At 50.7% G+C, this 25,947-nt stretch carries 28 protein-coding genes, 1 tRNA gene and 1 pseudogene; 6 read left to right on the top strand and 24 right to left on the bottom strand.

Translation table 11 applies throughout. From position 1 onward, the window contains the following. Window positions 1-7: 7 nt before the first annotated feature. The 12 genes from coaD to lysS form a co-directional block, all read right to left on the bottom strand. The gene (coaD, locus tag U6B65_14140; GenBank protein WRS27445.1) at window positions 8-502 is read right to left on the bottom strand and encodes a pantetheine-phosphate adenylyltransferase; all 495 of its coding nucleotides are present in this window, start codon (window positions 500-502) and stop codon (window positions 8-10) included. Continuing rightward, window positions 499-1,053 carry a 16S rRNA (guanine(966)-N(2))-methyltransferase RsmD gene (rsmD, locus tag U6B65_14135; protein ID WRS27444.1) on the bottom strand — a complete coding sequence of 185 codons (555 nt, stop codon included), beginning with the start codon at window positions 1,051-1,053 and terminating at the stop codon, window positions 499-501. The genes coaD and rsmD overlap by 4 nt, the downstream gene beginning before the upstream one ends. Before the next feature lie 260 nt (window positions 1,054-1,313). Then, a complete protein-coding gene (gene uvrC / locus U6B65_14130; GenBank protein WRS27443.1) occupies window positions 1,314-3,152 on the bottom strand; it encodes an excinuclease ABC subunit UvrC in 1,839 nt (612 codons plus the stop codon). 125 nt (window positions 3,153-3,277) lie between these two features. Next, window positions 3,278-3,541 carry an HPr family phosphocarrier protein gene (locus U6B65_14125; protein ID WRS27442.1) on the bottom strand — a complete coding sequence of 88 codons (264 nt, stop codon included), beginning with the start codon at window positions 3,539-3,541 and terminating at the stop codon, window positions 3,278-3,280. 337 nt (window positions 3,542-3,878) lie between these two features. Then, window positions 3,879-4,628, bottom strand: coding sequence for a tRNA (guanosine(37)-N1)-methyltransferase TrmD (trmD, locus tag U6B65_14120; protein ID WRS27441.1), 750 nt, complete (start codon window positions 4,626-4,628; stop codon window positions 3,879-3,881). Then, window positions 4,618-5,127 carry a ribosome maturation factor RimM gene (rimM, locus tag U6B65_14115; protein ID WRS27440.1) on the bottom strand — a complete coding sequence of 170 codons (510 nt, stop codon included), beginning with the start codon at window positions 5,125-5,127 and terminating at the stop codon, window positions 4,618-4,620. Before rimM ends, trmD begins: the two co-directional genes overlap by 11 nt. 147 nt (window positions 5,128-5,274) lie before the next feature. After that, window positions 5,275-5,508, bottom strand: a complete 234-nt coding sequence (locus tag U6B65_14110) for a KH domain-containing protein (protein WRS27439.1) — start codon at window positions 5,506-5,508, stop codon at window positions 5,275-5,277. Between the two features lie 83 nt (window positions 5,509-5,591). After that, entirely contained in the window at window positions 5,592-5,834 is a 243-nt protein-coding gene (rpsP, locus tag U6B65_14105; protein ID WRS27438.1) for a 30S ribosomal protein S16, read from the bottom strand. 67 nt (window positions 5,835-5,901) lie between these two features. Then, window positions 5,902-7,272 carry a signal recognition particle protein gene (gene ffh, locus U6B65_14100; protein ID WRS27437.1) on the bottom strand — a complete coding sequence of 457 codons (1,371 nt, stop codon included), beginning with the start codon at window positions 7,270-7,272 and terminating at the stop codon, window positions 5,902-5,904. Window positions 7,273-7,296: 24 nt separating this feature from the next. After that, window positions 7,297-7,659, bottom strand: a complete 363-nt coding sequence (locus U6B65_14095) for a YlxM family DNA-binding protein (GenBank protein ID WRS27436.1) — start codon at window positions 7,657-7,659, stop codon at window positions 7,297-7,299. A gap of 178 nt (window positions 7,660-7,837) precedes the next feature. Then, window positions 7,838-8,818, bottom strand: a complete 981-nt coding sequence (locus U6B65_14090; protein ID WRS27435.1) for a Gfo/Idh/MocA family oxidoreductase — start codon at window positions 8,816-8,818, stop codon at window positions 7,838-7,840. A 151-nt stretch (window positions 8,819-8,969) separates the two neighbouring features. Continuing rightward, entirely contained in the window at window positions 8,970-10,469 is a 1,500-nt protein-coding gene (lysS, locus tag U6B65_14085) for a lysine--tRNA ligase (protein WRS27434.1), read from the bottom strand. Window positions 10,470-10,678: 209 nt separating this feature from the next. Here lysS and U6B65_14080 point away from each other — a divergent pair, with 209 nt between their 5' ends. The 3 genes from U6B65_14080 to U6B65_14070 all read left to right on the top strand — a co-directional run bounded on the left by U6B65_14080 (window position 10,679) and on the right by U6B65_14070 (window position 11,579). After that, window positions 10,679-11,041, top strand: coding sequence for a metalloregulator ArsR/SmtB family transcription factor (locus tag U6B65_14080; GenBank protein WRS27433.1), 363 nt, complete (start codon window positions 10,679-10,681; stop codon window positions 11,039-11,041). Window positions 11,042-11,172: 131 nt separating this feature from the next. Then, entirely contained in the window at window positions 11,173-11,424 is a 252-nt protein-coding gene (gene secG, locus U6B65_14075; GenBank protein WRS27432.1) for a preprotein translocase subunit SecG, read from the top strand. 80 nt (window positions 11,425-11,504) lie between these two features. Next, window positions 11,505-11,579: transfer RNA gene (locus tag U6B65_14070), tRNA-Arg, on the top strand. A gap of 89 nt (window positions 11,580-11,668) precedes the next feature. On the opposite strand, the gene U6B65_14065 is transcribed toward U6B65_14070, so the two are convergent. Beyond that, the gene (locus U6B65_14065; protein ID WRS27431.1) at window positions 11,669-11,944 is read right to left on the bottom strand and encodes a hypothetical protein; all 276 of its coding nucleotides are present in this window, start codon (window positions 11,942-11,944) and stop codon (window positions 11,669-11,671) included. A gap of 158 nt (window positions 11,945-12,102) precedes the next feature. Between U6B65_14065 and U6B65_14060 the strand changes: the two genes are divergently transcribed. Further along, on the top strand, window positions 12,103-12,312 hold the full coding sequence (locus U6B65_14060) for a helix-turn-helix transcriptional regulator (protein WRS27430.1): 210 nt from the start codon (window positions 12,103-12,105) through the stop codon (window positions 12,310-12,312). A gap of 46 nt (window positions 12,313-12,358) precedes the next feature. After that, on the top strand, window positions 12,359-12,796 hold the full coding sequence (locus U6B65_14055) for a hypothetical protein (protein ID WRS27429.1): 438 nt from the start codon (window positions 12,359-12,361) through the stop codon (window positions 12,794-12,796). Window positions 12,797-13,331: 535 nt separating this feature from the next. Here U6B65_14055 and U6B65_14050 read toward each other — a convergent pair. The 10 genes and pseudogenes from U6B65_14050 to U6B65_14005 all read right to left on the bottom strand — a co-directional run bounded on the left by U6B65_14050 (window position 13,332) and on the right by U6B65_14005 (window position 23,695). After that, the gene (locus U6B65_14050; protein WRS27428.1) at window positions 13,332-14,960 is read right to left on the bottom strand and encodes a 4Fe-4S binding protein; all 1,629 of its coding nucleotides are present in this window, start codon (window positions 14,958-14,960) and stop codon (window positions 13,332-13,334) included. Next, window positions 14,957-16,033, bottom strand: a complete 1,077-nt coding sequence (locus U6B65_14045; protein WRS27427.1) for a Gfo/Idh/MocA family oxidoreductase — start codon at window positions 16,031-16,033, stop codon at window positions 14,957-14,959. Before U6B65_14045 ends, U6B65_14050 begins: the two co-directional genes overlap by 4 nt. A 51-nt stretch (window positions 16,034-16,084) precedes the next feature. Continuing rightward, a complete protein-coding gene (locus U6B65_14040) occupies window positions 16,085-16,828 on the bottom strand; it encodes a creatininase family protein (GenBank protein ID WRS27426.1) in 744 nt (247 codons plus the stop codon). 39 nt (window positions 16,829-16,867) lie between these two features. Beyond that, window positions 16,868-17,638, bottom strand: coding sequence for a glucosamine-6-phosphate deaminase (locus tag U6B65_14035; protein ID WRS27425.1), 771 nt, complete (start codon window positions 17,636-17,638; stop codon window positions 16,868-16,870). 70 nt (window positions 17,639-17,708) lie between these two features. Further along, window positions 17,709-18,404: pseudogene (locus U6B65_14030) on the bottom strand (ABC transporter ATP-binding protein). A gap of 1 nt (window position 18,405) precedes the next feature. Then, a complete protein-coding gene (locus U6B65_14025) occupies window positions 18,406-19,170 on the bottom strand; it encodes an ABC transporter ATP-binding protein (GenBank protein ID WRS27424.1) in 765 nt (254 codons plus the stop codon). After that, window positions 19,170-20,042: a branched-chain amino acid ABC transporter permease gene (locus U6B65_14020; protein WRS27423.1), complete on the bottom strand. Its 873-nt coding sequence runs from the start codon at window positions 20,040-20,042 to the stop codon at window positions 19,170-19,172. Before U6B65_14020 ends, U6B65_14025 begins: the two co-directional genes overlap by 1 nt. 14 nt (window positions 20,043-20,056) lie before the next feature. Then, window positions 20,057-20,941, bottom strand: a complete 885-nt coding sequence (locus U6B65_14015) for a branched-chain amino acid ABC transporter permease (protein ID WRS27422.1) — start codon at window positions 20,939-20,941, stop codon at window positions 20,057-20,059. 298 nt (window positions 20,942-21,239) lie between these two features. Beyond that, window positions 21,240-22,475, bottom strand: a complete 1,236-nt coding sequence (locus U6B65_14010) for an ABC transporter substrate-binding protein (GenBank protein ID WRS27421.1) — start codon at window positions 22,473-22,475, stop codon at window positions 21,240-21,242. A 182-nt stretch (window positions 22,476-22,657) separates the two neighbouring features. Next, window positions 22,658-23,695: a LacI family DNA-binding transcriptional regulator gene (locus tag U6B65_14005; protein WRS27420.1), complete on the bottom strand. Its 1,038-nt coding sequence runs from the start codon at window positions 23,693-23,695 to the stop codon at window positions 22,658-22,660. A 448-nt stretch (window positions 23,696-24,143) separates the two neighbouring features. Between U6B65_14005 and U6B65_14000 the strand changes: the two genes are divergently transcribed. Next, window positions 24,144-25,217 carry a dihydrodipicolinate synthase family protein gene (locus U6B65_14000; GenBank protein ID WRS28961.1) on the top strand — a complete coding sequence of 358 codons (1,074 nt, stop codon included), beginning with the start codon at window positions 24,144-24,146 and terminating at the stop codon, window positions 25,215-25,217. 143 nt (window positions 25,218-25,360) lie between these two features. Here the strand turns inward: U6B65_14000 and tnpA are convergent, their stop codons facing one another. Continuing rightward, window positions 25,361-25,831, bottom strand: coding sequence for an IS200/IS605 family transposase (gene tnpA / locus U6B65_13995; protein ID WRS27419.1), 471 nt, complete (start codon window positions 25,829-25,831; stop codon window positions 25,361-25,363). Window positions 25,832-25,947 lie beyond the last annotated feature (116 nt).

Genomic DNA, 25,947 nt, shown 5'->3' with positions numbered 1-25,947 from the left:
CCTTTCCCTAAATTTTACGGTATTTGCTGCAAAGCCGCCGTGTGATTTCATCCAAGAGGCATTCCGGAACAAAGTCGGAAATATCCCCGTTAAAGGTAGCGACCTGCTTAACCAGACTGGAGGATAAATACATATTTTCGCTCTGGGTGGTCAGAAACACCGTTTCCGCCTCCGGCACCAGCTTTTTGTTGGTCAAAGCCATCTGGAATTCATACTCAAAATCTGACATAGCCCGCAGGCCTTTGGCTATGGCCACTGCGCCCTCACGGCGTACATAATTGGCAAGCAGCCCCTCATAGTGATCCACTGTCACATTGGGCAGGTGCTGGGTGGCCTTTTTCAGCATCTGAACCCGCTCCTCCCCGGTAAAGGAAGGGTTTTTCTCCGGGTTGATCACCACCAATGCGGTTACCTGATCAAACAGGCTGCTGGCTCGGGTAATGATGTCAATATGTCCTTTGGTAACCGGGTCAAAGCTGCCCGGGCAAATTACCTTCTTCATTGGAGCTCCTCCTCCAAAGGCTGGCGGTAAACAGTCACCTTGGCCTTTCCATAGCGATATTCACGGTGTTTGGTGAAAGAACCCGCCACCTCCGGCAAATCCTCTCCCCGTTCGGTTTCGCATACTATAATGCCGCTCTCCCGCATATGGGAAGCAACCAGCGGCAGAGCTTTTTCCAGTATCCCCTGCTGATAAGGGGGATCCAATAGGGCAATATCAAAAATCTCGGCGGTGGACTGCAAAAAGGTCACAGCATCCATCGGGATCAACCGCCCCTTGGAGGCAAGCTGGGTGGAGGCCAGATTTTCCCGCACAGCCTTTTGGCTAAGCTTGGCGTTATCCACAAAAACACAGGAGCGGGCCCCCCGGCTGAGTGCCTCTATACCGAGTTGACCGGAACCGGCAAAGAGATCGAGAACCGCCGCTTCCTCCAGCTCCATCTGCAAAATGCTGAATATGGCTTCCTTCGCCATATCGGAGGTGGGACGCACATCGGTTCCCGGGGGTGTGGCAAGCCTTCTTCCCCGGGCTGATCCGGTAATAACTCTCATGAATACCCTCCCTGACCCCAAAATGCATGGGGCTTTTCTCTTTTCTAAAGTAGAATGCGTACCAAACAGGAACGCTGTTTGGTACAACGGCACTTTTGCCGTATGCCGCTGTAAGCGGCGCATTCGTTCTTCATACTCATATGTCGTGGTGTCTGCGTGGCAGGCTTTGCCTGCTTAAATGAAACAGTGTAGCTGTTTCATTTGCATATGAGTATATTATCTCCGTTTTCTCCCCGTCTGTCAACACGAAATGACAAGGCTCACTGGCCGCCGTGAAGAAATTCATACAAAGCCGCTGCCGCCGCCTTAGTCATGCCCGGCGCTTCGGCAAGGGTCTGCTCATCCGCCGCCTCAATGGCACGGACCGTTTTGAAATGCTTATAGAGAGCCGCCGCTCGCTTGGGCCCAATAGAAGGAACCTGTGTGATTTTCAGCTCAAAGGCGGTGCTGGTGTGGCGGCTTTTCATATGGGTTATGGAAAAACGATGTACCTCATCCTGAATTTTGGAAACCAATGTAAATGCACTTCGGCTGGAAAGAATGGAGATTTCTCCCCCATCCCGGGCAATGGCACGGGTGCGGTGCTTATCATCCTTCACCATACCGAACAAAGGAACTTGCAGGCCAAACTGCTCCAAAATGGGCTGGATAGCGGCCACGTGGCCTTTTCCTCCATCCAGCAGGATCAAATCCGGCAGGCGGCCAAAGCCTTCACCGGAGGCCTTTTCCTCCTCATAACGGGAAAGGCGGCGGAACAGAACCTCCCGCATAGAGCCGTAATCATCGGTACCTTCGATTGTTTTGATGTTAAACTTCCGATAGCCGCTTTTTAGGGGGCGGCCATTTTCAAAGGTAACCATCCCGGCCACCACGGTATCGCTGCCCATGTTTGAAATATCATAGGCCTCAATATAAATGGGGGGCTTTGCAAGACCCAAAAGGCGGGAAAGCTCGTCCAGAGCGGAAAGCTCCTTACCGGTACGCTGGATTTTATGAGCCAGCATCTGAGCCGCATTAGCAGAAGCCATGCGCACCAGTTGAAGCTGTTCCCCTCGGACAGGAATATGAAGCTGAACCTTAACCCCCGCCTGCTTGGTGAGATACTCCTCAATCAGCTCCTGATCCTCACAGGGGCCATCCATAGAAACCTGCCGGGGAATATCGCTCTGTGCAGCACCGCTATAATAGCCCAGTAAGAACTGGCCTCGGGCATTTTCCAGACTGTCGATCTCACCCAGCAGATGATCCTGCTTATCCACCAAGCGATGCCCCCGGATTTTCAGCACCGAGGCACAGCAGTTGGCCTCGTTCTGAACCAGCGCCACCACATCCATATCAGCGGCACGGGAAAACACAACATTCTGGTGATCGGTGATTCTCTGAATAGCCCGGATGCGGTCCCGATACATGGCGGCTTTTTCAAAATCCATGCTTTCAGCGGCCTGCTCCATTTTATCGGTCAGCAGCTGAGTAGCACCGGAACCGCCTCCATCGATAAAATCCAAAGCCTGCTCAATGATTTCAGCATATTGCTTTTCTCGGATTTTGCCCGTGCAAAGCCCCATACAGCGCTTGATGTGGTAATTCAGGCAGGGCCTTGCCTTGCGAAAATCCTCGGGGAAGCGGCGGTTGCAGGCCGGCAGCATAAACACCTGATTGACCTCTTCCACCGTCTGGTTCACCACAAAGGAGGAGGTATAAGGGCCAAAATAGCGGGCTCCATCCTCCAGCCGCTGCTTCTCCGCTGTGATGCGGGGGTATGGGCCGGGGGATACCCGGATGTAGTGATAACCCTTATCATCCTTGAGGAGAATGTTGTATTTGGGGCGGTGCTGCTTAATGAGGCTGCATTCCAGCACCAGTGCCTCGAATTCGCTTGAAGTTACAATGGTGGTGAAATCGTGAACATTTTCCACCATGCGCAGAACCTTGGGCAGGTGTTTATCCAGACTGCGGAAATAGCTGGAAACACGATTGCGAAGAGCCTTGGCCTTGCCGATATAAATAATCTTTCCGGCGGTATCCTTCATGATATACACCCCGGGATCAAGGGGAAGCTGCTTTGCTTTTTCTTTTAAGAACGGGAGCCTTTCCAGCATGGGCCATCACCTCCTGACTTCTTCAGACATTCCCCCGGTGCCAACCGAGATGAAGAAAAAGCGCCCCCGACAAACGGTGGCGCTTAGGGCACACAGAAGGGATTTCAGTTTTAAGTGGGAATAAATTAGTCAGCAAAGCCGGATTCAACCAGCTTAACCAGACCTTCCACCGCTTGCTGCTCATCGGCACCATCAGCGATGATTTTGATATCGGTTCCACCGACAATGCCCAAGGAAAGAACACCCAGCAGGCTCTTGGCGTTGACACGGCGCTCGTCTTTTTCCACCCAAATGGAGGATTTGTATTCATTGGCTTTCTGAATAAAAAATGTAGCGGGGCGAGCGTGCAATCCTACCTGATTCTGAACCGAAACCTCTTTCACAAACATATCTTATCTCTCCTATTAAATCAATCATCTGCATGCGGCTAACCCGCTGCGTCGTAACCGGCTTGTAAGAAGGCCACAAAATTTGCAACAGTTATTGCAGGACAAAAACCTTCTTTTGACATTATAGCATAAAGAGGGGCTTCGTCAACCAATAAAAAGGATGCTTTGAGGCAATCATAGGGATTTTCTGTTTATATTCCATATAATCCATAAAATAAGCAGTGGCTTTTATCATATATACCTATAAAGTTTTCAACAATGTGGGCATTTTCACTTATTTTCCAGAAAACGCGCCAGTTCTTGCGAAAAATAAGCATACGCACCAAAAAGCAAAAAGCTACTCCTCGCTGGATTCTTCGGCAGTATCCAGCTTTTGAAGATAGCGCAAATCCTCCGAAGTAAGAGGAGCCGTTTCCAGCATATCCGGGCGATTTTGGCGGGTAATTTTCAACGATTGTTCACGCCGCCAGCGCTGGATGTTGGCATGGTGCCCGCTGACCAAAACAGGTGGCACCTCCCGGCCGTTCCATACAGCAGGCTTGGTGTAATGGGGATACTCGAGCAAGCCGCCCTGGTGGCTTTCCTCAGTAAAGCAGCTTTCATCGGCCAAAACGCCATCGCACAAACGGGCAACACTATCGGCCAATACCATAGCCGCCAATTCTCCTCCGGTGAGGACATAATCACCAATGGAAAGCTCTTCATCCACAATTTCATCCAATACCCGCTGATCTACGCCCTCATAGTGGCCGCAAAGCAGAAAAAGGTGGGGCATTTTTGCCAGTTCCCCGGCTTTTTCCTGTGTCAGCACCTTGCCCCGAGGGCTGAGATAGATCACATGAGGCTTGGTGGATACAGTATCCGCCACCTGCCGATAGCAGCGGTAGATGGGCTCTGCCAGCAGAAGCATCCCCTTACCGCCGCCATAAGGGGTATCATCCACCCGGTGATGCCGGTCGGTGGTGTTATCCCGGAAATTGTGGCAGTAAATTTTGATCAGGTTGGCCCGACGGGCACGCCCGATAATGCTTTCGCTCAAAAAGGCCTCGCACATTTCCGGGAAAAGTGTTGCTATATCAATCCGCATTGTCAAACAATCCTTCAAGAGGCCGTATCAGCAGGCGACCTTCTGTAATTTGAGTTTCCAGCACCACCTGTGGAATCACCGGAATCAGGCGCTTGATGCCATCCTCTCCGGTCAGCTCATACACATCGTTGGCACCGGTGGAAAAAATATCGGTGACCTTTCCATAAGAAGCGCCAGTGTCGGCATCAACAGCCTCCAACCCCAGCAAATCCTGTATAAAATAGCCGCCATCTTCGGGATCATCCTCCCGGTTGATATACAAAACCTTGCCCCGCAGATTGTTGGCATCATCGATGGTATTGCAGCCCTCCAGCTTAAGAATCGCCAGATTGCCCTTGGTGCGAGCCTTTTCTACTTTCAGGCAGGCGGTGCCGCCGGATAGATACAGCCGTGAAAACTGGCACAAATATTCAGGAGAATCGCACCAAGGCTGCACCCGAACTTCCCCTTTAAGCCCCTGGGGGGCCACAATTTTTCCGCATTCCAGATATTCCTTCATTCCGGCCTTTCCTCCATACGCTGATTTAAAGCTGTGGCAAGCCTAGGCCTGCGCTTTATAAGAAACACAAGTTAGAAACCGCTGGTTTTGAATTTGTGTTTCCTATAAAAAGAAGTAAAGGAGAGCGATTCGCTCCCCTGCACTTTGTTAGTCAATTTCCACCGCAACCCGCTGATCCAGCCGATTGGCTGCCGCTCGTACCACGGTGCGAATGGCCTTGGCAATCCGGCCCTGCTTCCCAATAACACGGCCCATATCATCCGGCGCAACATGGATGTGATAAACCACAACGCCTTCCTCATCGGGCTGATCCTGGGTTACACTGATGGCATCTTTTTCATCCACCAGGCCTCTCACGATTACCTTAATCAGTTCTTCCATAATGTGACTCCTCCGCACAACGCACACCCTCAGGGGACCGCTTAAGGCGGCCGGCTGAGACTGCACTGCTGTTAAACCAGAAACTAGATGATGTTGTTTGCTTTGAGCAGCGCACGGACAGTATCCGTAGGCTGTGCCCCATTGGAAAGCCACTTCTGAACTTTTTCGCCATCGATCTTCACAATAGAGGGCTCCTTGGTGGGATCGTAGTAACCGACCTCCTCAATAAACCGACCATCGCGAGGGTACCGGGAATCCGCCACCACCACACGGTAGAAAGGCGCTTTCTTGGCGCCCATACGCCGCAATCTAATTTTAACTGCCAACTCAGTCACCTCCTGAATCAAAAATAGGATAAAATCATTATTTTAAGCGGTCGCCCGCCGAAAACCATTAAAATGGCATGTTGCCCATATTTCCCATGCCGCCCATACCGCCAAACGGCATGCGTTTTCTTTTGCCTTTTTTGTTAAACCCGGTCATTTGCTTCATCATTTTCTGCATCTGCTCAAACTGGCGCAGCAGCTTGTTCACATCCTCAACCTTTTGGCCACAGCCTGCGGCGATGCGCTTTTTACGGCTGGGATTGATGATGGAGGGCTTTTCCCGCTCTCGGGGGGTCATGGAATGAATAAGAGCTTCCACCCGGCGCATTTGTTCCTCGCCCTGCTGAGCGTCCTCCTCCTTGATCTTACCGGCCACACCGGGAAGCATTCCCAGCAGCTGGCCAAAGGAGCCCATTTTGCGAATTTGCTTCATCTGATCCAGCAAATCGTTCAGGTCAAAGGAATTTTCCTTGAGCTTTTGAGCCATGGCTTCGGCTTCTTTTGCATCGATGCCGCTCTGTGCCTTTTCAATCAGGGTCAGCACATCGCCCATACCCAAAATACGGGAAGCCATACGATCGGGGTAAAAGGGCTCCAAAGCATCCAGCTTTTCGCCCATACCAACGAACTTGATAGGCTGTCCGGTAACGGCACGAACCGATAAGGCCGCACCGCCTCGGGTATCGCCATCCAGCTTGGTGAGAATTACACCGGTGATGCCCATGGCCTCATCAAAGCTTTTGGCCACATTAACCGCATCCTGACCGGTCATGGAATCGATAACCAGCAGAATCTCCGCCGGGTTAATCTCACTTTTAATGTTTTGCAGCTCACCCATCAATTCTTCGTCAATGTGGAGCCGGCCGGCCGTATCCAGAATAACCAGATCGTTGCCGTAATCCCGGGCGTGATTCAGGGCCTTTTTGGCTATAGTCACCGGGTTTTCCTTCCCCATCTCAAAAACAGGAACCTCAACCTTAGCACCCACCACTTTCAGCTGCTCAATAGCAGCGGGGCGGTAAATGTCGCAGGCTACCAGCAAAGGGCGCTTGCCCTGCGCTTTAAAATACCGGGCCAACTTGCCCGAATGGGTAGTTTTACCGGAGCCCTGCAAGCCGCACATCATCACAACAGTGGGGCCTTTGCTGGCAAACTTGATTTTAGCCGCTTCTGAACCCATGAGAGCGGTCAACTCATCGTTGACAATTTTAATAATATGCTGAGCCGGGGTCAGGCTCTCGAGAATCTCATCCCCAATGGCCTTTTCGGTAACACTGGCAATGAATTCCTTGGCTACCTTATAGTTAACATCCGCCTCTAACAGAGCCAGACGAACCTCCCGCATAGCCTCCTTCACATCAGCTTCTTTCAACTTACCTTTTGAGCGAAGCTTTTTAAATGCCTGTGCCAGCTTATCGGACAAGCCTTCAAATGCCATGGATGAGCCTCCTTTGGGGGTAATTTATGAATTGAGGGAACCGGCTACATCAATGATGCGCTGGGTATGCCGGTAAAGTTCATCTGCAGAGCCGCTTCGCAGCCCGGCTGCCTGAAGCTCCCCTGCATGGCGGATGATTTCATCCAGCCCCTCCTTGATGGTGCGAAAACGCAAAGCAAGCCCAAGCTTTTCCTCATATTCAAGGAGCTGAAGCTCCGCCCGCTTGATGCTATCCCGCACACCCTGACGGGTAATACCGCTGTGCTCGGAAATTTCCGCCAGCGATAAATCCTCGTTGTAATAAAGCTCAATGGCACCCCGCTGCTTTTCAGTCAGCATTTGACCATAGAAATCGAGCAGCACCGCAATTTTTAAATTTTTTGCCACTGCAACACACCTCCCTCATCTGTAAAGGGTTTGGCTTTACAGCTCGGCCAAAGTTATTATAGCGCATGCGAGCGCAGCTGTCAAGTACCTGGGCTTTACAACCTTTCTTTCTTTTTAGAAAAAAGAAAGAAACAAAGAAAAACACTTTTGCTCCTTACAACCGGTACCTAAGCTGCTGCTATTGCGCCGGACCTGCCCATGGGCAGGAAGCCTCCCACTGACGGGTAACCTCATCCATAATACTGAGCACATCGGTGGTCCAGCCAAGGGTGTGGTTGGGTCTGCCCTCTGCCACACATTGGGTCATATAAATCGCTTCGCAAGCCAGTGCTGGGCGCTCTTGGGAGGCTGTAACCTCCTCGGAGGTGCCGTCATTATAAACGATGGTGGCCTTGGTGGCACGGGGGTAATTATCCACCACAATATAGCCCTCATCGCCGGTAACTACACCTCGCTTGGGCATTCTGGCCCGCATGGTCAGGGTTACCACACTCATTTCATCCTCCTTGTTTTTGAGGATAATCCCGGAGCATTCATCCACACCGGTTTCAAAGCGCTTGACTGTGGTCAGAACACTATCCGGAGCCGAGGAAAGAAAATACCGGGCAAAGGAAAGGGCATAGGTTCCGATATCCAGCAGAGCGCCGCCGCCCAAATCGGGATTGAAAAAGCGGTTGTTCACATCGTATTCCTTGCAGCTTCCGAAGGCGACCTGCACCATTTTAAATTCACCGATTTTGCCTGCTTTGATGATTTTGCTTAGCTCTTCATAAAGAGGCATATGGAAAATGGTCATGGCTTCGGCTACCACAAGGCCCTTCTGTGCCGCCAGCTCTTTAACCTCCCGCAACTGCTGTCCGTTGACCGTGATGGCCTTTTCACACAGCACATGCTTGCCATGCTGAAGACTAAGCATCATATAGCGGTAATGGCTGTCGTTCGGGGTGGCCACATAAACCACATCCACCTCTGGGTCACGGAGAAGCTCCTCATAATCACCATATGCCTTGGTAATGCCATATTTTTTGGCGACCTCCTGTGCTCTTTCCAGCGAGCGGGAACCAACCGCATAGAGGTTTCCGATATCGTGGGGGAAATCCGCAGCAAAATCGCAGCCGATCCAGCCCGGCCCTAAAATAGCCCAGTTCAACTTTCTCATAGAGGCACCTCACCTTTCCATTTCCAGAAGTTGGGTTTTCTTTTAGTATAGGGAACGGGCTTTGCCCCGTCAAGTGGCAGAAGTCGCTTTTTGCGATGAAAAAGGGAAAGCCCGCAGGCCTCCCCTTTTTATATTGCCTACATGCCCATGTTTAAGATAATGGCTTCATGGTTGGGAACAGCAGTACATCTCGGATGGAGTAGCTGTCAGTCAACAGCATGATCAAGCGGTCAATGCCGATGCCGATGCCGCCTGTGGGGGGCATACCGTATTCCAAAGCGTTGAGGAAATCCTCATCCAGATCGTTGGCTTCGTCGTCACCGGCGGCCTTCATGGCAAGCTGGTGCTCAAAGCGCTGGCGCTGATCCACAGGATCGTTGAGCTCGGAGAAGGCATTGGCATGCTCACGGCCGATGACAAACAGCTCAAAGCGCTCGGTGTATTCGGGATTCCCCGGCTTGCGCTTGGCAAGAGGCGAAATTTCCACAGGATGGTCCATAATAAAGGTGGGCTGAACCAGATGCTCTTCCACATAATGCTCGAAGAACAGGTTGAGGATATCGCCCTTACCGTGGCGCTGCTCAAATGCAATGTGATGCTCCTTGGCCAGTGCCCGGGCCTGCTCCACATCCTTAACCTCATTGAAATCCACCTTGGCATACTGCTTGACTGCATCCAGCATGGTCAGGCGCACAAAAGGCTTCTCCAGATCGATTTCCTGCCCGTTAAACACAATCTGCCCGGTTCCCAGAACCTCTGCGGATACATGGCGGATCAAATTCTCGCACAAATCCATCATGCCGTAGTAATCGGTATAGGCTTCATAAAGCTCCAGAAGAGTGAATTCCGGGTTGTGGCGCACCGAAATGCCCTCGTTGCGGAAAACACGGCCAATTTCATAGACCTTGTCAAAGCCTCCCACAATCAGCCTTTTCAGGTGAAGTTCCAGAGCGATGCGCAGGTACATATCCACATCCAGCGCATTGTGGTGGGTGATAAAGGGGCGGGCAGCCGCTCCGCCTGCCACGGTGTGCAGCAGAGGGGTTTCCACCTCCAGATAGCCGTGGCCATCCAGATAGCGGCGAATTTCTGCAATGATCTTGGAGCGCTTAACAAAGCTTTCCCGCACTTGGGGATTTACAATCAAATCCAAATACCGCTGACGGTAGCGCAGGTCAGTATCCTTGAGGCCGTGCCATTTTTCAGGGAGAGGCCGCAGGGATTTGGAAAGCAGCACAAGGGCGGTGGCTTTCACCGAAATCTCGCCCCGGCGGGTGCGGAAGGCCTCGCCTTTTACGCCGACAATATCGCCCAAATCCCATTTGCGGAACTGGGTGTAGGTTTCTTCGCCTACCTGATCGATTTTGATATAAACCTGAATGCGGCCGCTGGAATCGCTGATATCCAGAAAGGAAGCTTTTCCCATATCGCGCCAGCCGGTAATGCGCCCGGCGAGAGAAACTGCCTTGCCCTCATACTGCTCAAATTCCTCCACAATGGCTTTGGCGTAAGCAGTGCGGTCATAGGTGGTCAAAGTAAAGGGGTCGTTTCCATCGGCTTTAAGCTGAGCCAGCTTATCCTGACGAATCTGAAGTAGTTCCGAAAGAGGAGCCTGCTGCTCTTCTGTGTTCTGCGGGTTAACGGGTTCCATTGATCTTCCTCATTTCTATTTAACCATTCGGTTTTAAACTCCTTATGCTGTTTAGTATACCAATTTTGCAGTCAGACTTCAACTTTTTTACAAAGCCTTTAAAAAATAAGAGAATTTCGCTTTTTCCCGCCTGATTGACAGGGCGAGCAAGGCTTGATATGATGTAAGATAGTGTAGTGTACATTACTAAACATAAGGGGGGCCTTTTAATGCCGCAGGAAAAGGAAATCATAACCTGTGGGGAATGCTTGGTCCATAAAAACCTGCTGGAAAAAGCCATTGAAATGATGCCGGACGATGAAAAACTCTTTAATCTGGCTGAGATATTCAAGGTTTTCGGCGATTCCACCCGTATCCGCATTATGACCTCACTGCTTTCGGGAGAAATGTGTGTCTGCGATATTTCAGAGCTTTTGGGCATGAACCAATCGGCGATTTCCCACCAGCTTCGGCTGCTGAAAAACCACCGCCTTGTGCGCTCCCGGCGGGAGGGAAAATCAGTGTTTTATGCTCTGGATGACTCCCACATTTTTTCCATTCTTTTAGAAGGCCTCAAGCATGTGGCTGAATGAGGGAAAAACGGCAACTTTGCTCTTGCAAAACCCGCCTGAATATGATAAAATTTTAAAACGACCAATAAAAGCCCTGTTTGTGGGCCTTCAATACCTTTGGGAATGATTTTGAAAGGATTGTGAAATTATTTATGAACGCACCTGAAATTATCGGCGGTATCTTTTTGCTGCTTATCAGCATTGCCATTACCTTGCTGGTTCTGGTTCAAGAGGGCAGCAGAGGTGCTACCAACGCTTTGACCGGTTCTTCCAGTGATTCCTATTTTGGCAAAAACTCCGGCCGTTCCCGTGAGGCCACACTTGGCCGCTATACCAAATATGCTTCTATCGCTTTTATGCTGATCACCGTGGTGGTTTATATTCTGGAAATCGCTGTAGGGTAAGCTTGTTTAAAATCAAGAGACAACACGGCGGGTTTTGTTATGCCGCTGGGTTGTCTTTTTGTTTTGATTTCTTTCCTTAGGCCTTCGTAGTTAAATGGATATAACAAACCCCTCCTAAGGGTTAGTTGTGAGTTCGATTCTCGCCGAGGGTACCAGGGGGCAGTGCCCCCTTCCAATTTACGCTCTTCACTTTGTGAAGAGCGTTTTGTTTTACGTTTGTGCCCAATAGCATTGAAGCACCTTTTCAATCGGTTGCATATGCCATAACCTCCATCATAATTTTTGCTCCTAACCGGAATCCATCTTCAAAATATTCAATAGCAATAATGCTATTAAGCTCACTCTGGGCATTTGCATAATCAAAAAACAACGACCTTTCTTTATCCTTCAACAATTGAGCCAATTCATCTTCATTTGTAGAAATTACCTGAATGGCTTCATTCGATTCAGCATCTCGGGTAAATGTTTTTTCATTAGGAACTATATTCCCAAAAAAGAGTTCTTCCAATACGCAAGACATTTTCATTCACCTCATAAAGTTAATTTGTAATTCTTTACAGATATAATATAACCTTTAAAAGGTTTTTTGTCAATGACTTTTTCACTTTGTATTGATGTTTTTTACACTTACAAGTATATTATGAATATCTACAGAGGAACCGAAAAGGAAGTGCAAACATGCTCAAAAGCTATTTGCGGCATCGTATGGCCGATAAAAGCATTGACGATATTAGCCAATTGATCGAGATTTCAGGGGTAAGCCGCAATTCAATTAATAAATTGTTTCGCAATACAGATTTGGAGACACTTAAGCTGGAAACGCTTGTCAAGCTTTGCGATGCGTTGGAATGTAATTTATCAGACTTAATTGAATATAAAACGGTCTGAATTCATTTGATAAGAGCGATAAAACGCCCTATAAAGGAGGCTGACCATGAACGCCATTATTGTATACTATACCTTCGGTGGCTCCACCCAGAAAGAAGCCCAGCGCCTATCCAAAGAGCTGGGGGCACCCCTATGCCGGGTCAGAGAAAAGCACAGGCGGGGTTTGCTCGGCTCCTTTTTCAGCGTTCCTGCCGCTATAGGCCGCAGGGCCTCGGCTATCCAGCCCCTTGGTGTAGATTTGCAGGCATATGACCGTATTATTGTGGGTTGCCCCATCTGGGCCGGGCATCCGGCCCCTGCCTTTAATGCCATTGTTAATTTGCTGCCAGCGGGCAAAGAAGTGGATTTGTTCTTCTGCTCTGCTGGCGGCGAAAGCAAAGAAAGCCGGGAAGGCACTATACAGCTGATTGAGCAAAAAGGCTGTTCGGTTATTGGATACCGAGATGTCCCCACCGGGCAAAAGCCTTCTAAAATGCAGGAATAAGGAACGAGAAGTGTACCCTTGCTACACATCTGAGGCTGTGTAATGTGATCTGCCGTATGGCTGGAATGGCTCTGAGCGGCAGCTGAGCCGACGAATTATGCCAACGCCGTGGCATAGCCTCATATACCGCTTCAAAGTAAAATTTCTTTCCTTGAATCGCTTACTAAGCTGCTGATATTAAAAGGCTAATTGAAAATATGTTCTTAGAAGGATGGATAAATGAGTATGAAACAGTTTCCGGTAAGTATCGGGATAATCGGCAGTGCAGATGGGCCAACCTCTGTCTTGGTCTCCTCCCCTGCTAGCATATGGGCTTTTGTGATCGGGTCTGTGGTTGCAGTGGCCGCCTTGATAACTGTTTTTGTCTTCATATGCAAAAAGAAGTAACCCTGCACTGAGTATATAACCATTCAAAGGGAGCCCTTGTACCGCAATGCGGATACAAGGGCTCCCTTTGAATAATGTTTGCAGAACAGTTCGTATGTTTCTTTATTGGGCAGGCTCCCGGAAGGAGGAGCCTTAAAATAAAGCATAGTTAGATCTTAACACCAGTGTTGATCATGGCAATGTTGCGGTTGGGGCAGCGGTTGTAGCACATGCCGCAGGCCACACATTTTTCTGAATCAATGAGAATCTGATCCTTTTCATCCAGAGAGATGGCAAATTCACAGCAAATCTCTGCACAAAGGTGGCATCCTTCACCACAGCCGCAGCGCAGACAGCCAGAAGCCTCCTGCACGGCATCTTCCTTAGTGAGAATTTTGCTTGCGGGCTCCTGGAATGGGCCCTGCCGCAGCTCCAAAACCTGAGAGGCCTTGGCCACCGGCCGGTCGGTCGGGCGGCCATCTGCCTTTTCGGCAATGGCAATGCCTTCTTCTGCGGCTTTTTCCCGCAGAAACAGCATAATCTCGGGAATCAGGATAGAGCCGGAGGCACGGCCTTTTACACAGGCTTTTTTGCAGGGTGCGGGGCACTGGGCACAGTGTTCACTGCCTGCCGCCAGAGCATAGGCTCTCTCCCAGTTTCTTTCGCTGACCTGTTTGAGAACCGACTGCACCGGAATTCCCTTGGGGCAGACTGCCATACAAGGGGCGATCATCTCCGGCTTTTGCACCTGGGCATAGCCTTTGTAAAGGGTCAGCTCAGGGGCGGATTTCACAGCAGGGACAATCCGATCCCGGATATCCCGCAGACTGCTGTGGCCGTGGCTTTCCAGCCAGCCGCTGGTTTCCCGGATCACATCCCCGATAAAATCATAGCCCCGAATCAAAGTTTCGGCACAGATACCCAGCAAATCGGCTCCGCACATCACCATTTCAAGGGAATCCGTGGCGTTGCGAATGCCGCCAGCCGCCATAATGGGCATATCCGGCCCGCAGATTTTGCGCATTTCATAGGTATCCCGCTGGGCCAAGGGCTTGAGCCAGCCGCCGCAGTAGCAGGTCATGCTGATTTCATCCTGCAAATGATAAATAGCGGATTCGGGATTTTCCAGATCAATGGGGGGAATTCCCAGACGGTTGCCGGTTCCGCCCACAGCGTCCGCTCCTGCCAAATAGGCCGCTTTGGCAATGTTGCCGATTTCGCCGCCCTCAGGGGTGAGCTTAACAAACAGCGGGATAGGTACTGCCTTTTTGATAGCCGCCACAATTTCCGCTACCGCTTCTCCCTGCTTGCCAAGGCTGGCGCCGGTCTGCTTGAGGCTGGCTCCTGCATCGCCGCTGGTGGTTTCCACGTTGAAAGACATATTGGGGCAGCACATGTTCAGCTCGATGATATCCGCCCCAGCCTCATAAAAGCCCTTTGCCATATTGACCCAGCCAGAGGTTCCCTCTTCCCCGGCATAGGTAATGTTGGCCATGAGGATCAGATCGGTAACCCGCTTTTTGGCGGCCGCCATCAGCTCCAAGCCTTGGGCATAGGTGAGGCGTTTTTCTGCTGTAAAACCCAGTGCATCCCGATCTTTAAAGAGGGCATAACGGGGATAGCGGTTGATATAGGGGGCGGGATCAATGGCAAGCTTGAGGCTGGCTCCTGCCCACCCGGCCTTTTCGATCGCCAGCAACTGCTCCACAGTCCGTGCAGTGGGGCCAGAGGCTACATAAAAGGGATTTTTGAACTCGATGCCGGCTACCTTAACCGGCAGATACAGCTCCCGGCTCATTGCTTTTCACCCAACCTTGGATTGATGATTTTCCGGCCCTCCCGGGCGGATTGGTAAATAAGCTGAACCACTTCTAGGGCAGCTAAACCATCTTCGCCCCGCAGGCCAACCTTAGCCGGGCTGCCGGTGCGGCAGCAATCCAGAAAATGGCCGATTTCGCCCACATAGCCCAGATTGTATTTTTCATCCACAGCCGGGCGAGACCAGCCAGTGGTCACCTCCGCTTTTTCAACGGTATAATTCACGCCCGGCACCGAGAAACAGGAAACAGCACTGGTAAAATTGAGATCAACATGGAGGCAGCCTTTGTCACCATAAAAATCGATGATATCCTCCATGCCGCCCATGGTCACATAGTTGGCTTCCAGCGTGGCGCTGGTGCCATCGGCAAAGCGGATGATGGCAGTGGACCAGTCCTCCCCTTCCATGCCTGTATGGATCAGGTTGTTTTCCGAGCCGCCGGAGGTCATAGCCACCAGCTCAGTCCACTGGTTGTTTTTCAGCGCCAAGGCAAAAGCCACCGGGTGAATGCCCAAATGCACCATGGTGCCGCCGCCGCAGAATTCGATCTTCTGGGCAAAGGGGCTGTGGGAACCGCTGTGGCATTCTCTGGCACGCATATAAAGGGGCTTGCCGATGGCGCCTTCCTCCAGTATATCCAGCGCACGCAATACAGCCGGAGCAAACAGCCAATCCTCGGCATAATAAATCTGGCGGCCAACCTCTTTGGCTTTTGCCACCATTTCCCGGGCATCCTCCACTGTTGTAGCCAAAGGCTTCTCGCAGATGACATGGCGGTTTTTAGCCAGTGCCTTCATGCAAACCGCATGATGCAGGAAGTTTGGCAGGCAGATATCCACTACATCGCATTCAACCTGCTCCAGCGCTTCGTCAAAATCCTCAAACACCTGATAGCCGGTGATGCCGTAGCGAGTGGTCAGCGCCTCGATCTGCTCGGGGTTTTTGCTGCAAATGGCCACAATCTCCATTTTATCCTTGAAGCGGGCATAACCATCCATGTGCAAATCCGCACTAAAGGCGGAACCCACCATCAATACTCTGATTTTATCCATTTTCAGGCTCCTTTCTGCCTCTTATGAGGCAATTGAGTCCGTATTTTTCCCTCAAAAGCGGCTGTATCCATAAGGCCGCTTATTTTTTATCAAATCAAAAACTTCTTTTACATAGGCTTCGCCCAGCTTGGTGCCCAGCTCCAGTATCCTTTTGCCCTTTTCAGCGGTGGCGCTGGAGGGCTCCCCCCACACCCCATCGGGGCAAAGAGAAAGCAGGGAGGCATAGTTGAGATACTCCCGAGGCTCCTTGGGCACAAAATCCACAGCCTTTTCCATATGAACATACTGGGGAACCAGATGGAGCATTACCGAGGTTTCCAGCTCATCGGCGTGCATAATATGGGGCGATTCCAGAATGCCTTCCTTGCGATAAGCCTCAAAGAAGTTGAACAGCTCCAGCTTGCAGACCTGCACCTCCGGGTTCAGGGTGGCGTTGAGCTGGCGAATCAGCGGCGGAATCACAAACACGCCGCCATGACCCTGCACCACAACAATTTTCTTGAAGCCCTGCTCCGAAAGGCTCATGATAATATCGCCCAGCATGGTGTAAAAAGTATCCGGCTTCATCCAGACCGAGCCCTTTTTGCCCATATGCTCCCGGTTGGTGCTGATGGGCAGGCAAGGGAGTACAAAGGCCCCCAGCCGCTCCCCCAGCATATCCCCATAGGCCTGGGTGATGACCACATCGGTATTAATGGGCAGATGGTGGCCATGCTGTTCCAGCGAGCCCACGGGAATCAGCGCCATTTCTCCCATTTTTTCGATTTCATCTATTGTTTGGTTATAGCAGCTCATGCCTTGCCTCCTTCTGGATATGTACAATAGCCTTATTTGTTATTTCAGCAGTGCGCCTGCATCCATATCGGTGTAAATGGCGGCTCCTGCCTTGCGGCGCAGACCGCTGGCCGGGCATGCCTCGGAAATTTCGCCGTGGGTGGTGCCAAACAGCGCCTGTGCCTTGGTCGCACTGGGAACAATAGCTACAGCCTCGGGAATCGAAAGAATAGCCGACATGGTTAGGGTAAGAGCGTGGGTAGGAACCTGATCAATGGAAGTAAAGCACCCGTCGTTGACCTGCTGCATACGGCAGACAGGGTCCAGCTCCACAATTTTCACCTTGAGAGGATCAGCAAAATCTGCAACCGGCGGATCGTTGAAGGCAAGGTGGCCGTTTTCGCCGATGCCAAGGCAGATAATATCCGGCGTATACTGAGAAAGCAGGGCGGAATAGGCATCACAGGCGGCCTGAGGGTTGGGGTTCTGACCGTCTATGTAATGGGCCTCCTTGACCGCTACCTTGGAAAGGAGGGCATCCCGCAGGAAATTGCCAAAACCCTGAGGGGCATCTGCCGCAAGGCCAATGTATTCATCCATGTGGAAGGCTCGAACCTTATCCCACTCCACCGGGCATTCCAGCAGATGGGCCAGAAACTCATTCTGAGAGGGGGCGGAGGCAAACACAACGTTGGCGCTGCCCTTGGCCGCAATGGTTTTGCCGATGCGCTGGGCTACATCCTCTGCCGCAGCCTTGCCCATTTCCTCACGAGTGGCATATTTCCGAACACATATCTGGTCATACTGCTTAGTCATTACGGGGTTCATCATTTGCTATCTCCTTATTTACAGTTACTGATTGATTTGCCTGCTCCGGCACCGGGCAGGCGCTTTCGCGCATGCCAAGATAAGCCTCGGCAATGGAAGGATCGGCCAGCAGCTCCCGGCCTGTTCCAGTCTTTTTGATTTTTCCGTTTTCCAGCACTAGGGCATGATCGGCAATGCTCAGTGCCTTTTTGGCGTTCTGCTCCACCAGCAAAACGGTGATCTCGTTTTCACGGATCTCCTGTATGATTTTAAAGACCTCTGCCACAATAATGGGCGCTAGACCTAGGGAAGGCTCATCCAGAAGAATCATTTTGGGGTTGGACATCATCGCCCGGGCGATGGCAAGCATCTGCTGCTCACCGCCGGAAAGAGTGGCGCTGAACTGGCTCCGCCGCTCACCCAGCCGAGGGAAACGGTCATACTGCTCCTCAATTTGGCGGGCTACCTCTTTTTTGCTTTTGGTGAGATAAGCACCCGCACGCAGGTTATCCTCCACTGTCAGGGCAGAAAAGACTCGACGCCCCTCCGGCACATGAACAATGCCCCGGCTGACAATGCGGAAGGGCTCCTGTTCCAGCGGCTTACCTAAATAGGTTACCGTGCCGGCAGCAGGCCGGACAAGGCCGGAAATGCATTTGAGCAGGCTGGTTTTACCCGCTCCGTTGGCGCCGATGATACTGACAATCTGCCCCTTTTCCACCGAAAAGGAAACATCCTTGAGCGCTTGGGTTTTGCCATAGCTTACCGAGAGACCTTGAACCTGAAGCATATTAATCCTCCTCCCCCAGATAAGCAGCCAGAACCTTGGGGTTACACTGAATCTCCAGCGGGGTGCCGGAGGCAATGTTCTTCCCGAAATCCTGCACATAGATTTTATCACACAGATTCATCACAACATCCATCCGATGCTCGATGATCAAAAGAGCCAAGCCAAACTTTTCAATAATCTCCCGCAGAAAATCCACCATGTTGAGGCATTCCTCGGGGTTGAGACCCGCCGCCGGCTCATCCAGCATCAAAACCTTTGGCCGCAGGGCAAGAGCACGGGCAATTTCCAGCCTGCGCTGCAAGCCATAAGGCAGGTTGGAAGGGCGGTCATAGGCATATTTTTCCATGCCCACCGAGCAGAGGCATTCCATCGCCTCACGAGTTGTTTCTTTATTTCCCTTGGCGCATCGGGGCAGTGAGAACACCGCCTCCGCCATGGAATAACGGGGCTTATAATCGCAGGATACCTTGACGTTATCCAGCACACTCAGGCCGGAAAACAGGCGGATATTCTGAAAGGTACGGCCGATTCCCCTACGGGCGGCCTGCTCCTGTGTGAATCCGGAAATTTCTTCCCCATCCAGCCAAAGCTTGCCTTGATCGGGTGTATAAACCTTAGAGATCAGGTTGAAGATGGTGGTTTTTCCGGCTCCGTTGGGGCCGATGATGCCAACAACCTCTCCCTTATCCATCTCCATGGAGAAATCCACAACGGCATTGACTCCGCCAAAGGATTTTGCAATGTTTTCCACTTTCAGCAGTGCCATTATGCTTTCCCCTCCTTTGCGGTTTTGCGGGTAAAGAAGGCCCGGATACCTTTGATACTCAGTTCCTTTTCACCCAGAAGCCCCTGGGGCATAAAGTTGATGACCAGCAAAATCATCACAGTATACATAACAATGCGGCCTGCTGTAGCAAAACGCAGAACCTCAGGCATCAAAGTCAGGAATACAGTGGAAATCACCGAGCCGGTAAGACTGTTGACTCCGCCGAAGAACAGGAAGATAACCCACTCGCTGGAACGAGTCCAGCCAAAGAGGTTGGGGTCGATATAAGTAAGATAAAAGGCATACAGCACCCCGGAAAAACCGGCCAGCATAGAGGTGAAGATATACACCTTGATCTTATGGGCAAACACATCAATGCCAAAGGATTTGGCGGCCAGCTCATCGGTTTTGATGGCAAGGCTCATACGGCCAAAGCGGGAGTTCTTATAAAAGGCCACCATAGCCACCACCAAAGCGGCACTGAAAATAACACCCGGCAGATTCACCGATTTGGGAATATTGCTAAGCCCCGCCGCACCGCCGGTGACGGTGCTGAACTTGTTGAGCACCGAGGTAATGGCCTCGCCCAAGCAAAGGGACATCAGGGAAAAATAATCCCGGCGCAGTTTAAGGGTGGGAATACCCACAATGAGAGCCATCAGGCCGGAGGCCAGAACCCCCAACACCAGACATCCCACAAAAGGAATGCCAAATTTAACGGCGGCAATACCCGCCACATAAGCGCCAACCGCCATATAGGCCGCCTGGCCAAAGGAAAAAAGCCCTGTCATACCAGTCAGGGGAAAGATACTGACCACACCGATCATAGTGATACAGGTGGTCTGAATAAGAGAAGCTACATAATCGTTCATTTTCGCTGTTCCCCCTATGCTTTCTCTTGAACAAATTGCCCGCGAATGCCCTGAGGGCGTACCAGCAAAAAGAACAGTGTAAATACAAACACAACGGCAGGGGTCAGGATATCCCCCACGCCAACGGTAAGGAAAACCTCCACCACACCCAGCAAAACAGCGCCGATGATGGCACCGGGCAAAGAGCCTAGGCCACCGATAACCGAAGCCACAAAGCCTTTAACCACCATGTTGCCCAAAAAGGGATCAATGGTAAAGCTGGAACCAAGAAGAATGCCGCTGACTCCGGCCAGCGCACCCGCAATCAAAAAGGTGATGGTGATGATTACATTGGAGTTGATGCCCATAAGCATGGCCATCTCACGGTCAATGGCAACGGTGCGCAGGGCAAGGCCCATCTTGGTTTTTTCCATAACCAGCATCAGCAAAAGGAGCAGGCCAATGGAAATCAGAAAGATTGCCAAATCCATTTTTATAACAATCAAATCTCCCAAAAAGAGAATGGGGTCTTTGAAAAAAGGCGGAATGGAATAAAAGGTAGTTCCAAAAGACAGGGTCATCAGGTTCATAAACAGGATGCCACAGGTAATGGAGCTGACAAAATAAAAGATGTTGGAGCTGTTTCTCTTCCGCAGGTTACGGAAGGCGATAAAATCCAAAAGAGTCCCCAACACGGCCCCTGTCAATGCAGTGCAGATCACCGCCAGCACCGGGTTCATTTTCAGCTGGGAGCTGAAAAAATAACCGGCGTAAGCCGAAACGCTGATCAGGCCGCCATGGGCAAAATTGGAAAACTTCAGCACGCTGAATATAAGGGCAAACCCGGTAGCAATCAGCGCATAAACAGCGCCCCGGGAAAGTCCGTTAATCAGCTGCTGCACAAGAAATGTAACGTCCATATTTCCTCCAGACTTAACAAATTTGCATCCGGCAATTGGGCATCAAAGCCTGTACGACCCTTTGTCTCCACATGTCGCACAGGCTTTTTTGCCGTTTTTCGCTTGAATGCTTTCGCCTTCAAGCTCTATGGGGGGCATCCCATGCCCCCCATAAGCCCCCCGGATTGCGCCTCTAAGGCGCGAAAAGTGGGATTTCTACGTCGAAATCAATTCGACTGGGTCAGAATTACGAATCAGGTACCCTATTTGTCTACGATGTTCTAGGCTGAGATAACCTGATGGTGGTTGCAGCAGACTTCTACTTAGCCATATAGTACTGGAGCAGGTTAACCGATTCTGCCTTTTCATCCCACTGGGAGATATAAACACCCATGCCCACAGGGCGGTGTGTTTTGGGGTCCAGCGTGATGGGGCCGGAGGCGGTCATGACTTCAACGGTTTTGTTTGCGATGATATCGGCCAAAGCTTCGGTATCGCTGGTATCCTGAGACATAGCCAGTGCATTGGCAATGATTTTTACATTGTCATAGCCAAAAGCAACGTTGATCTGGGGTTCTTCACCGTTTTTGGCTGCTTTATAGGCATCGCCCAGGAACTTGGTGTATTCGGAACTGTAATCCACGTTGAAGATGAAATAGAGGCCTTCAGGGGATACACCTTCAATCAGGGTGTTGAAGGGCTGGTTATAAGTATTGTTGCCCACTACAAGGCCGGTGTATCCCAGCTGGCGGAGCTGTTTGTAGGCCAGAGCATTCTGCTGCACATAAGCGGGAACAAAAACGGCTTCCGGCTTGGCAGCAATAATCTTGGAAATCTGAGCTTTGTAATCCTTAGCGTCCTTACCAAAGGACTCCTCAGCAACAATCTCAACACCATTGGCCTGGCAGTATTCTTTAAACGGAATAGCATGGGTAACGGAATAAGCATTGGAGCTATCGTAGAGCACAGCAGCGGTTTTAACCTTCAGCTCTTCTACTGTATAAGAGGCAATGGCTTCGGCCTGCTGGTTGCAGCTGGGCTCTGCCAGAAAAATATATTTCCATGCTTCGCCGGTCTGCTCGTTGGTGGTGGCACGCTCATCCATGAAGTGGGATACAATGGGAACCTTCTTTTGTTCAGCGATGGGGGCCAGAGCGATACCGATGTTGCTCAGCCCGGGGCCAACAACGGCCACAGCCTTATCCTGATCAACCAAACGGTTATAAGCGTTGATAGCCTCGTTGGGGTCGCCCTTGACATCATAATGGACAATCCGCAGCTTTTTGCCGCCAATGCCGCCGTTTTCGTTGATCTCGTTTACGGCATAATCGGCGCCCCAGACAGTGGCCTGGCCAGCTACTGCCATGTTGCCGCTGGTATCCAAAATACTGCCAATGACAATTTCACCGTCAAAATCGCCGGCTACCTGCTCACTGGAACTGGCAGGCTGAGAAGCCTCCGCAGGAGCTGCCGAGGAACCGCTTCCCGGGGTTTGGCCGCAAGCCGCCAATGTGATAAGCAGGGACAGTGCAAGGACTAAGATTTTCTTTTTCAAATAAACTCACCTCTCCATTCGATTAAAAAGCCGCCACGGGCTGTTCCTCCAAAACCAAAACAATACCCTTTTACGGATGTGGCTGACCCGTTTATTCTGCTTTATTTAGAAACGGCTGGTCCGTTATAGCAGAGCTGCTCCCTCACAGCAGCCCCCAGCGGGCTGTGCCGCATTCTACTCCTTTAGCGCTGCATAACAGAGCTGCGCTGAACCAGCCGCGCTTCCAGCTTAACCCCAAATCCAAAGGGGATTTTACCCTCCAGCTTTTGAATCATGAGCTGTGCGGCAAGGCTTCCGGTTTCCACAGTGGGGCAATGTACAGTGGTCAGCGCCGGTGAAAACATCGAAGCAAAGGGAATATCATCAAAGCCCACCACCGAAATATCCTCCGGCACCCGCACGCCATGGGCATGCAGCTCCTGTATGAAGCCGAAAGCCACCATATCGTTGACACAAAGCACCGCTGTGGCTTTATTCTGACCCTGCAAAAACTTTCTGGCCAAAAGCTGCCCCGAGCGGTTTTCGTAGATACCCTCTTCGTCGGATTCATTTTCCTGATCCGCTACCAGCAGCATGTTTTCCTCAAAGGCAATGCCCGCTTCGGAAATGGCCCGCCGAAACCCGGAGTAAATTTCCTGCCGGCTCCATCGGGTCAGGGGTGTTGTTGCCAAGCATACCTGCCGGTGGCCCATTTCATGGAGATACTCCATGGCTTTATGAGCGCCTTCTTCATACTCGAAGGAAATGTGGTTGCATTCAAGCTCTTCAATTTTTTGATCCAGCAGGATAAACTGCATGCCTTTTTTGCTGAATTCAATCACATTGCCCCCTTCCTTGGCAACGGAGGAAATAATTACCCCCTGCGCTTTTTTGTTGTAAAGGGATTGGAGCAGCTTGCGCTCCTGCTGGGGATCACGAAAGGAATTGCACAGCAGAATGTTATAGCCCTGCTTGCGAAACTCTTTTTCAATGCCCAGAATCGTGAGTGCATAAAACTGGTTGGTTATATTGGGAACAATCACCCCGATATCCATCATCGAAGCCTTTTGTGTGCTGTTGGCCACCATGTTGGGCATATAGCCAAGCTCCTGCACAGCATGGAGAACCTTTTCCCTTGTTTCTCTGGCGACCGGATAATCCGGGTTGCTGAGAACCCTGGATACTGTAGCCCTGGATGCTCCCGCCATTTTTGCAACATCATTGATCGTTACTTTTCCCATGAATCGCCATCACCTGAGTTTCTGTTTGAGTTGTGAAATTGCAGAATTATTTCTAAAATAAAGAAAAATTATTCTGTCCATATTTCTATTATATCAACTCGAAACAGCATTGCAATAGGCTGAATTTTTTTCATTCGATTTAACAATATTGGCTTTTTCCTCTTGTTAATTGTCCATGAGGAAAAGAAAAAAGTTTCTATATCTCCTTTGCAATTTAATAGCAGCGCCTTTGTTCCTAATTGATTTTTCCTTATTATACCGGCATTTTAAAGAGAAACCTTTTATGGCGGGCTATAGAATAAGAGTATCCCCAGAAACTGTTCTGAACCACATGGCCCATTTGCATTTAGCAAAATTGCACTATATAATACCAACAAAACAGGCAGGACGATTCCACTCTGACCGACTGCCAGAAAAGCAGAAACAATTCAACAATATGAAAAGGCTGGTGTGTTGCTTGAAACAATCAATGGACGCTCTGGAGCTTTTGCGGGCCGGCTGTGTGATTCCGGCCGTGCCGCTGGCTTTGGACAAAAACAGAAGCTGGGATCAGAAAAGACAGCGTGCCCTGCTCCGCTATTATTTGGAGTCCGGTGCAGGCGGTTTGGCCGTGGCGGTTCACACCACCCAGTTTGAAATCCGCAAGCCGGAATATGGCCTTTATCAGCCTTTGCTGCAGTTGGCCGCTGAAGAAACAGAGGCTTATATCCGCACAAGCAGCCGGCCAGTGGTCAAGGTAGCCGGTGTCTGCGGGCCGGTGGAGCAAGCGGTAGCGGAGGCCACCCTAGCCAAAAAGCTGGGCTATCATGCTGTTTTGCTCAGCCCGGGTGGACTGTCTGCATACGATGACCGCTACCTGCTGGAAAGGGCCCGGAAAGTGGCTGCCATTTTGCCGGTTATTGGGTTTTATTTGCAGACCAGCTGCGGAGGGCGGCGGCTTTCCTATGATTTCTGGCGGGAATTCTGCGCCATCGAAAATATGGTGGCACTGAAATCCGCCCCCTTTGACCGATACCAGACACTGGATATGGTTCGTGCCGCTGCAACCTCGCCCCGTGCCGATCAAATCACCCTCTATACCGGCAACGACGACAACATTGTGGCCGACTTAATGACCACCTTCTGCTTTGAGGAAAGTGGCATAACTTACCGGAAAGGCTTTGAAGGCGGCCTGCTGGGGCACTGGGCTGTCTGGACACAAAAAGCGGTGGAGCTGCTGGAAAATATTCGCCAGTATCGGAAAGAGGGGCAGTTCACTCCCGAGCTGATGACCTTAGCCGCCCAGATTACCGATGCCAACGCTGCTTTTTTTGATCCATCCCACGGCTTTGCCGGATGCATCGCCGGGGTTCACGAGGTGCTGCACCGTCAGGGTCTGCTGGAAGGCATCTGGTGCCTAAACCCGGAGGAAACTCTTTCCCCCGGCCAGAAAGAAGAAATTGACCGTGTTTATGCCATGTATCCACATCTCAATGACGATGCATTTGTCACAGCCAATTTAGAGCGCTGGCTGAAAGACTAATACCCCGCCAGTCAAAACCTCCGGCTAAGCCGGAGGCTTGAATAAGCCCTAGAAGGGCACAATACAGACAGTACCCCTAAAGGGGTCCCGAAAGATCTGCCATCCGCATTGCTTTCTCGGGCAACCCCTAAAGGGGTACGTTTTTATGCCTTGGTGTTCTTGCTACCCGTAAACGGGTCAGTGTACTCCTTGAGACTCATCTGATCGGATAGCTCATCTTCCTCCAATTGCTTTTTGATATACTCCTGTATCTGCTTTTTATTCCGCCCTACTGTATCCACATAATACCCTCTTGCCCAGAAATGCCTATTTCCATATTTGTACTTCAAATTTGCATGACGGTCGAATATCATTAAGCTGCTCTTCCCTTTTAGATACCCCATTATCTGCGATACACTAAACTTTGGTGGTATACTGATTAGCATATGGATGTGATCTGGGCATGCGTTCGCTTCTATAATTTCTACCCCTTTTTGATCACACAATTTCCTTAGGATAAACCCTATGTCTGCTTTAATTTCCCGATATATTACTTGTCTCCTGTATTTTGGTGCAAATACTACGTGGTATTGACATCTCCACTTGGTATGTTCTAAACTGTTTATGTCTTTCATTTAAAGACCTCCTCGATTTTTTAGTTAGGTTGGCAGACCTTAACTTTTAATATATCGGGGAGCTTTTTTCTTGTCCATACCTATAAGGTCTTTCTCCACCGGCAAAGCCGGTGGTT

It is taken from the genome of Oscillospiraceae bacterium MB08-C2-2, from assembly GCA_035621215.1.
In the GTDB taxonomy this organism is placed as follows: Bacteria; Bacillota; Clostridia; order Oscillospirales; family Ruminococcaceae; genus WRAV01.
Note: the sequence above shows the minus strand (reverse complement) of the source record. Positions and strands in the feature narration are given on the sequence as shown.

What these genes read in the sequence shown, in the direction of transcription:
- U6B65_14050 (WRS27428.1), bottom strand. Translation starts at nt 14,960, where the DNA reads ATGAGCCGGGAGCTGTATCTGCCGGTTAAGGTAGCCGGCATCGAGTTC.
- U6B65_14015 (WRS27422.1), bottom strand. Translation starts at nt 20,941, where the DNA reads ATGGACGTTACATTTCTTGTGCAGCAGCTGATTAACGGACTTTCCCGG.
- U6B65_14080 (WRS27433.1), top strand. Translation starts at nt 10,679, where the DNA reads ATGCCGCAGGAAAAGGAAATCATAACCTGTGGGGAATGCTTGGTCCAT.
- ffh (WRS27437.1), bottom strand. Translation starts at nt 7,272, where the DNA reads ATGGCATTTGAAGGCTTGTCCGATAAGCTGGCACAGGCATTTAAAAAG.
- U6B65_14110 (WRS27439.1), bottom strand. Translation starts at nt 5,508, where the DNA reads ATGGAAGAACTGATTAAGGTAATCGTGAGAGGCCTGGTGGATGAAAAA.
- U6B65_14020 (WRS27423.1), bottom strand. Translation starts at nt 20,042, where the DNA reads ATGAACGATTATGTAGCTTCTCTTATTCAGACCACCTGTATCACTATG.
- secG (WRS27432.1), top strand. Translation starts at nt 11,173, where the DNA reads ATGAACGCACCTGAAATTATCGGCGGTATCTTTTTGCTGCTTATCAGC.
- uvrC (WRS27443.1), bottom strand. Translation starts at nt 3,152, where the DNA reads ATGCTGGAAAGGCTCCCGTTCTTAAAAGAAAAAGCAAAGCAGCTTCCC.
- U6B65_14035 (WRS27425.1), bottom strand. Translation starts at nt 17,638, where the DNA reads ATGATGAACCCCGTAATGACTAAGCAGTATGACCAGATATGTGTTCGG.
- lysS (WRS27434.1), bottom strand. Translation starts at nt 10,469, where the DNA reads ATGGAACCCGTTAACCCGCAGAACACAGAAGAGCAGCAGGCTCCTCTT.
- tnpA (WRS27419.1), bottom strand. Translation starts at nt 25,831, where the DNA reads ATGAAAGACATAAACAGTTTAGAACATACCAAGTGGAGATGTCAATAC.
- U6B65_14045 (WRS27427.1), bottom strand. Translation starts at nt 16,033, where the DNA reads ATGGATAAAATCAGAGTATTGATGGTGGGTTCCGCCTTTAGTGCGGAT.
- U6B65_14040 (WRS27426.1), bottom strand. Translation starts at nt 16,828, where the DNA reads ATGAGCTGCTATAACCAAACAATAGATGAAATCGAAAAAATGGGAGAA.
- U6B65_14005 (WRS27420.1), bottom strand. Translation starts at nt 23,695, where the DNA reads ATGGGAAAAGTAACGATCAATGATGTTGCAAAAATGGCGGGAGCATCC.
- U6B65_14055 (WRS27429.1), top strand. Translation starts at nt 12,359, where the DNA reads ATGAACGCCATTATTGTATACTATACCTTCGGTGGCTCCACCCAGAAA.
- U6B65_14025 (WRS27424.1), bottom strand. Translation starts at nt 19,170, where the DNA reads ATGGCACTGCTGAAAGTGGAAAACATTGCAAAATCCTTTGGCGGAGTC.
- rimM (WRS27440.1), bottom strand. Translation starts at nt 5,127, where the DNA reads ATGAAGGAATATCTGGAATGCGGAAAAATTGTGGCCCCCCAGGGGCTT.
- coaD (WRS27445.1), bottom strand. Translation starts at nt 502, where the DNA reads ATGAAGAAGGTAATTTGCCCGGGCAGCTTTGACCCGGTTACCAAAGGA.
- U6B65_14060 (WRS27430.1), top strand. Translation starts at nt 12,103, where the DNA reads ATGCTCAAAAGCTATTTGCGGCATCGTATGGCCGATAAAAGCATTGAC.
- U6B65_14065 (WRS27431.1), bottom strand. Translation starts at nt 11,944, where the DNA reads ATGTCTTGCGTATTGGAAGAACTCTTTTTTGGGAATATAGTTCCTAAT.
- trmD (WRS27441.1), bottom strand. Translation starts at nt 4,628, where the DNA reads ATGCGGATTGATATAGCAACACTTTTCCCGGAAATGTGCGAGGCCTTT.
- U6B65_14125 (WRS27442.1), bottom strand. Translation starts at nt 3,541, where the DNA reads ATGTTTGTGAAAGAGGTTTCGGTTCAGAATCAGGTAGGATTGCACGCT.
- rsmD (WRS27444.1), bottom strand. Translation starts at nt 1,053, where the DNA reads ATGAGAGTTATTACCGGATCAGCCCGGGGAAGAAGGCTTGCCACACCC.
- U6B65_14090 (WRS27435.1), bottom strand. Translation starts at nt 8,818, where the DNA reads ATGAGAAAGTTGAACTGGGCTATTTTAGGGCCGGGCTGGATCGGCTGC.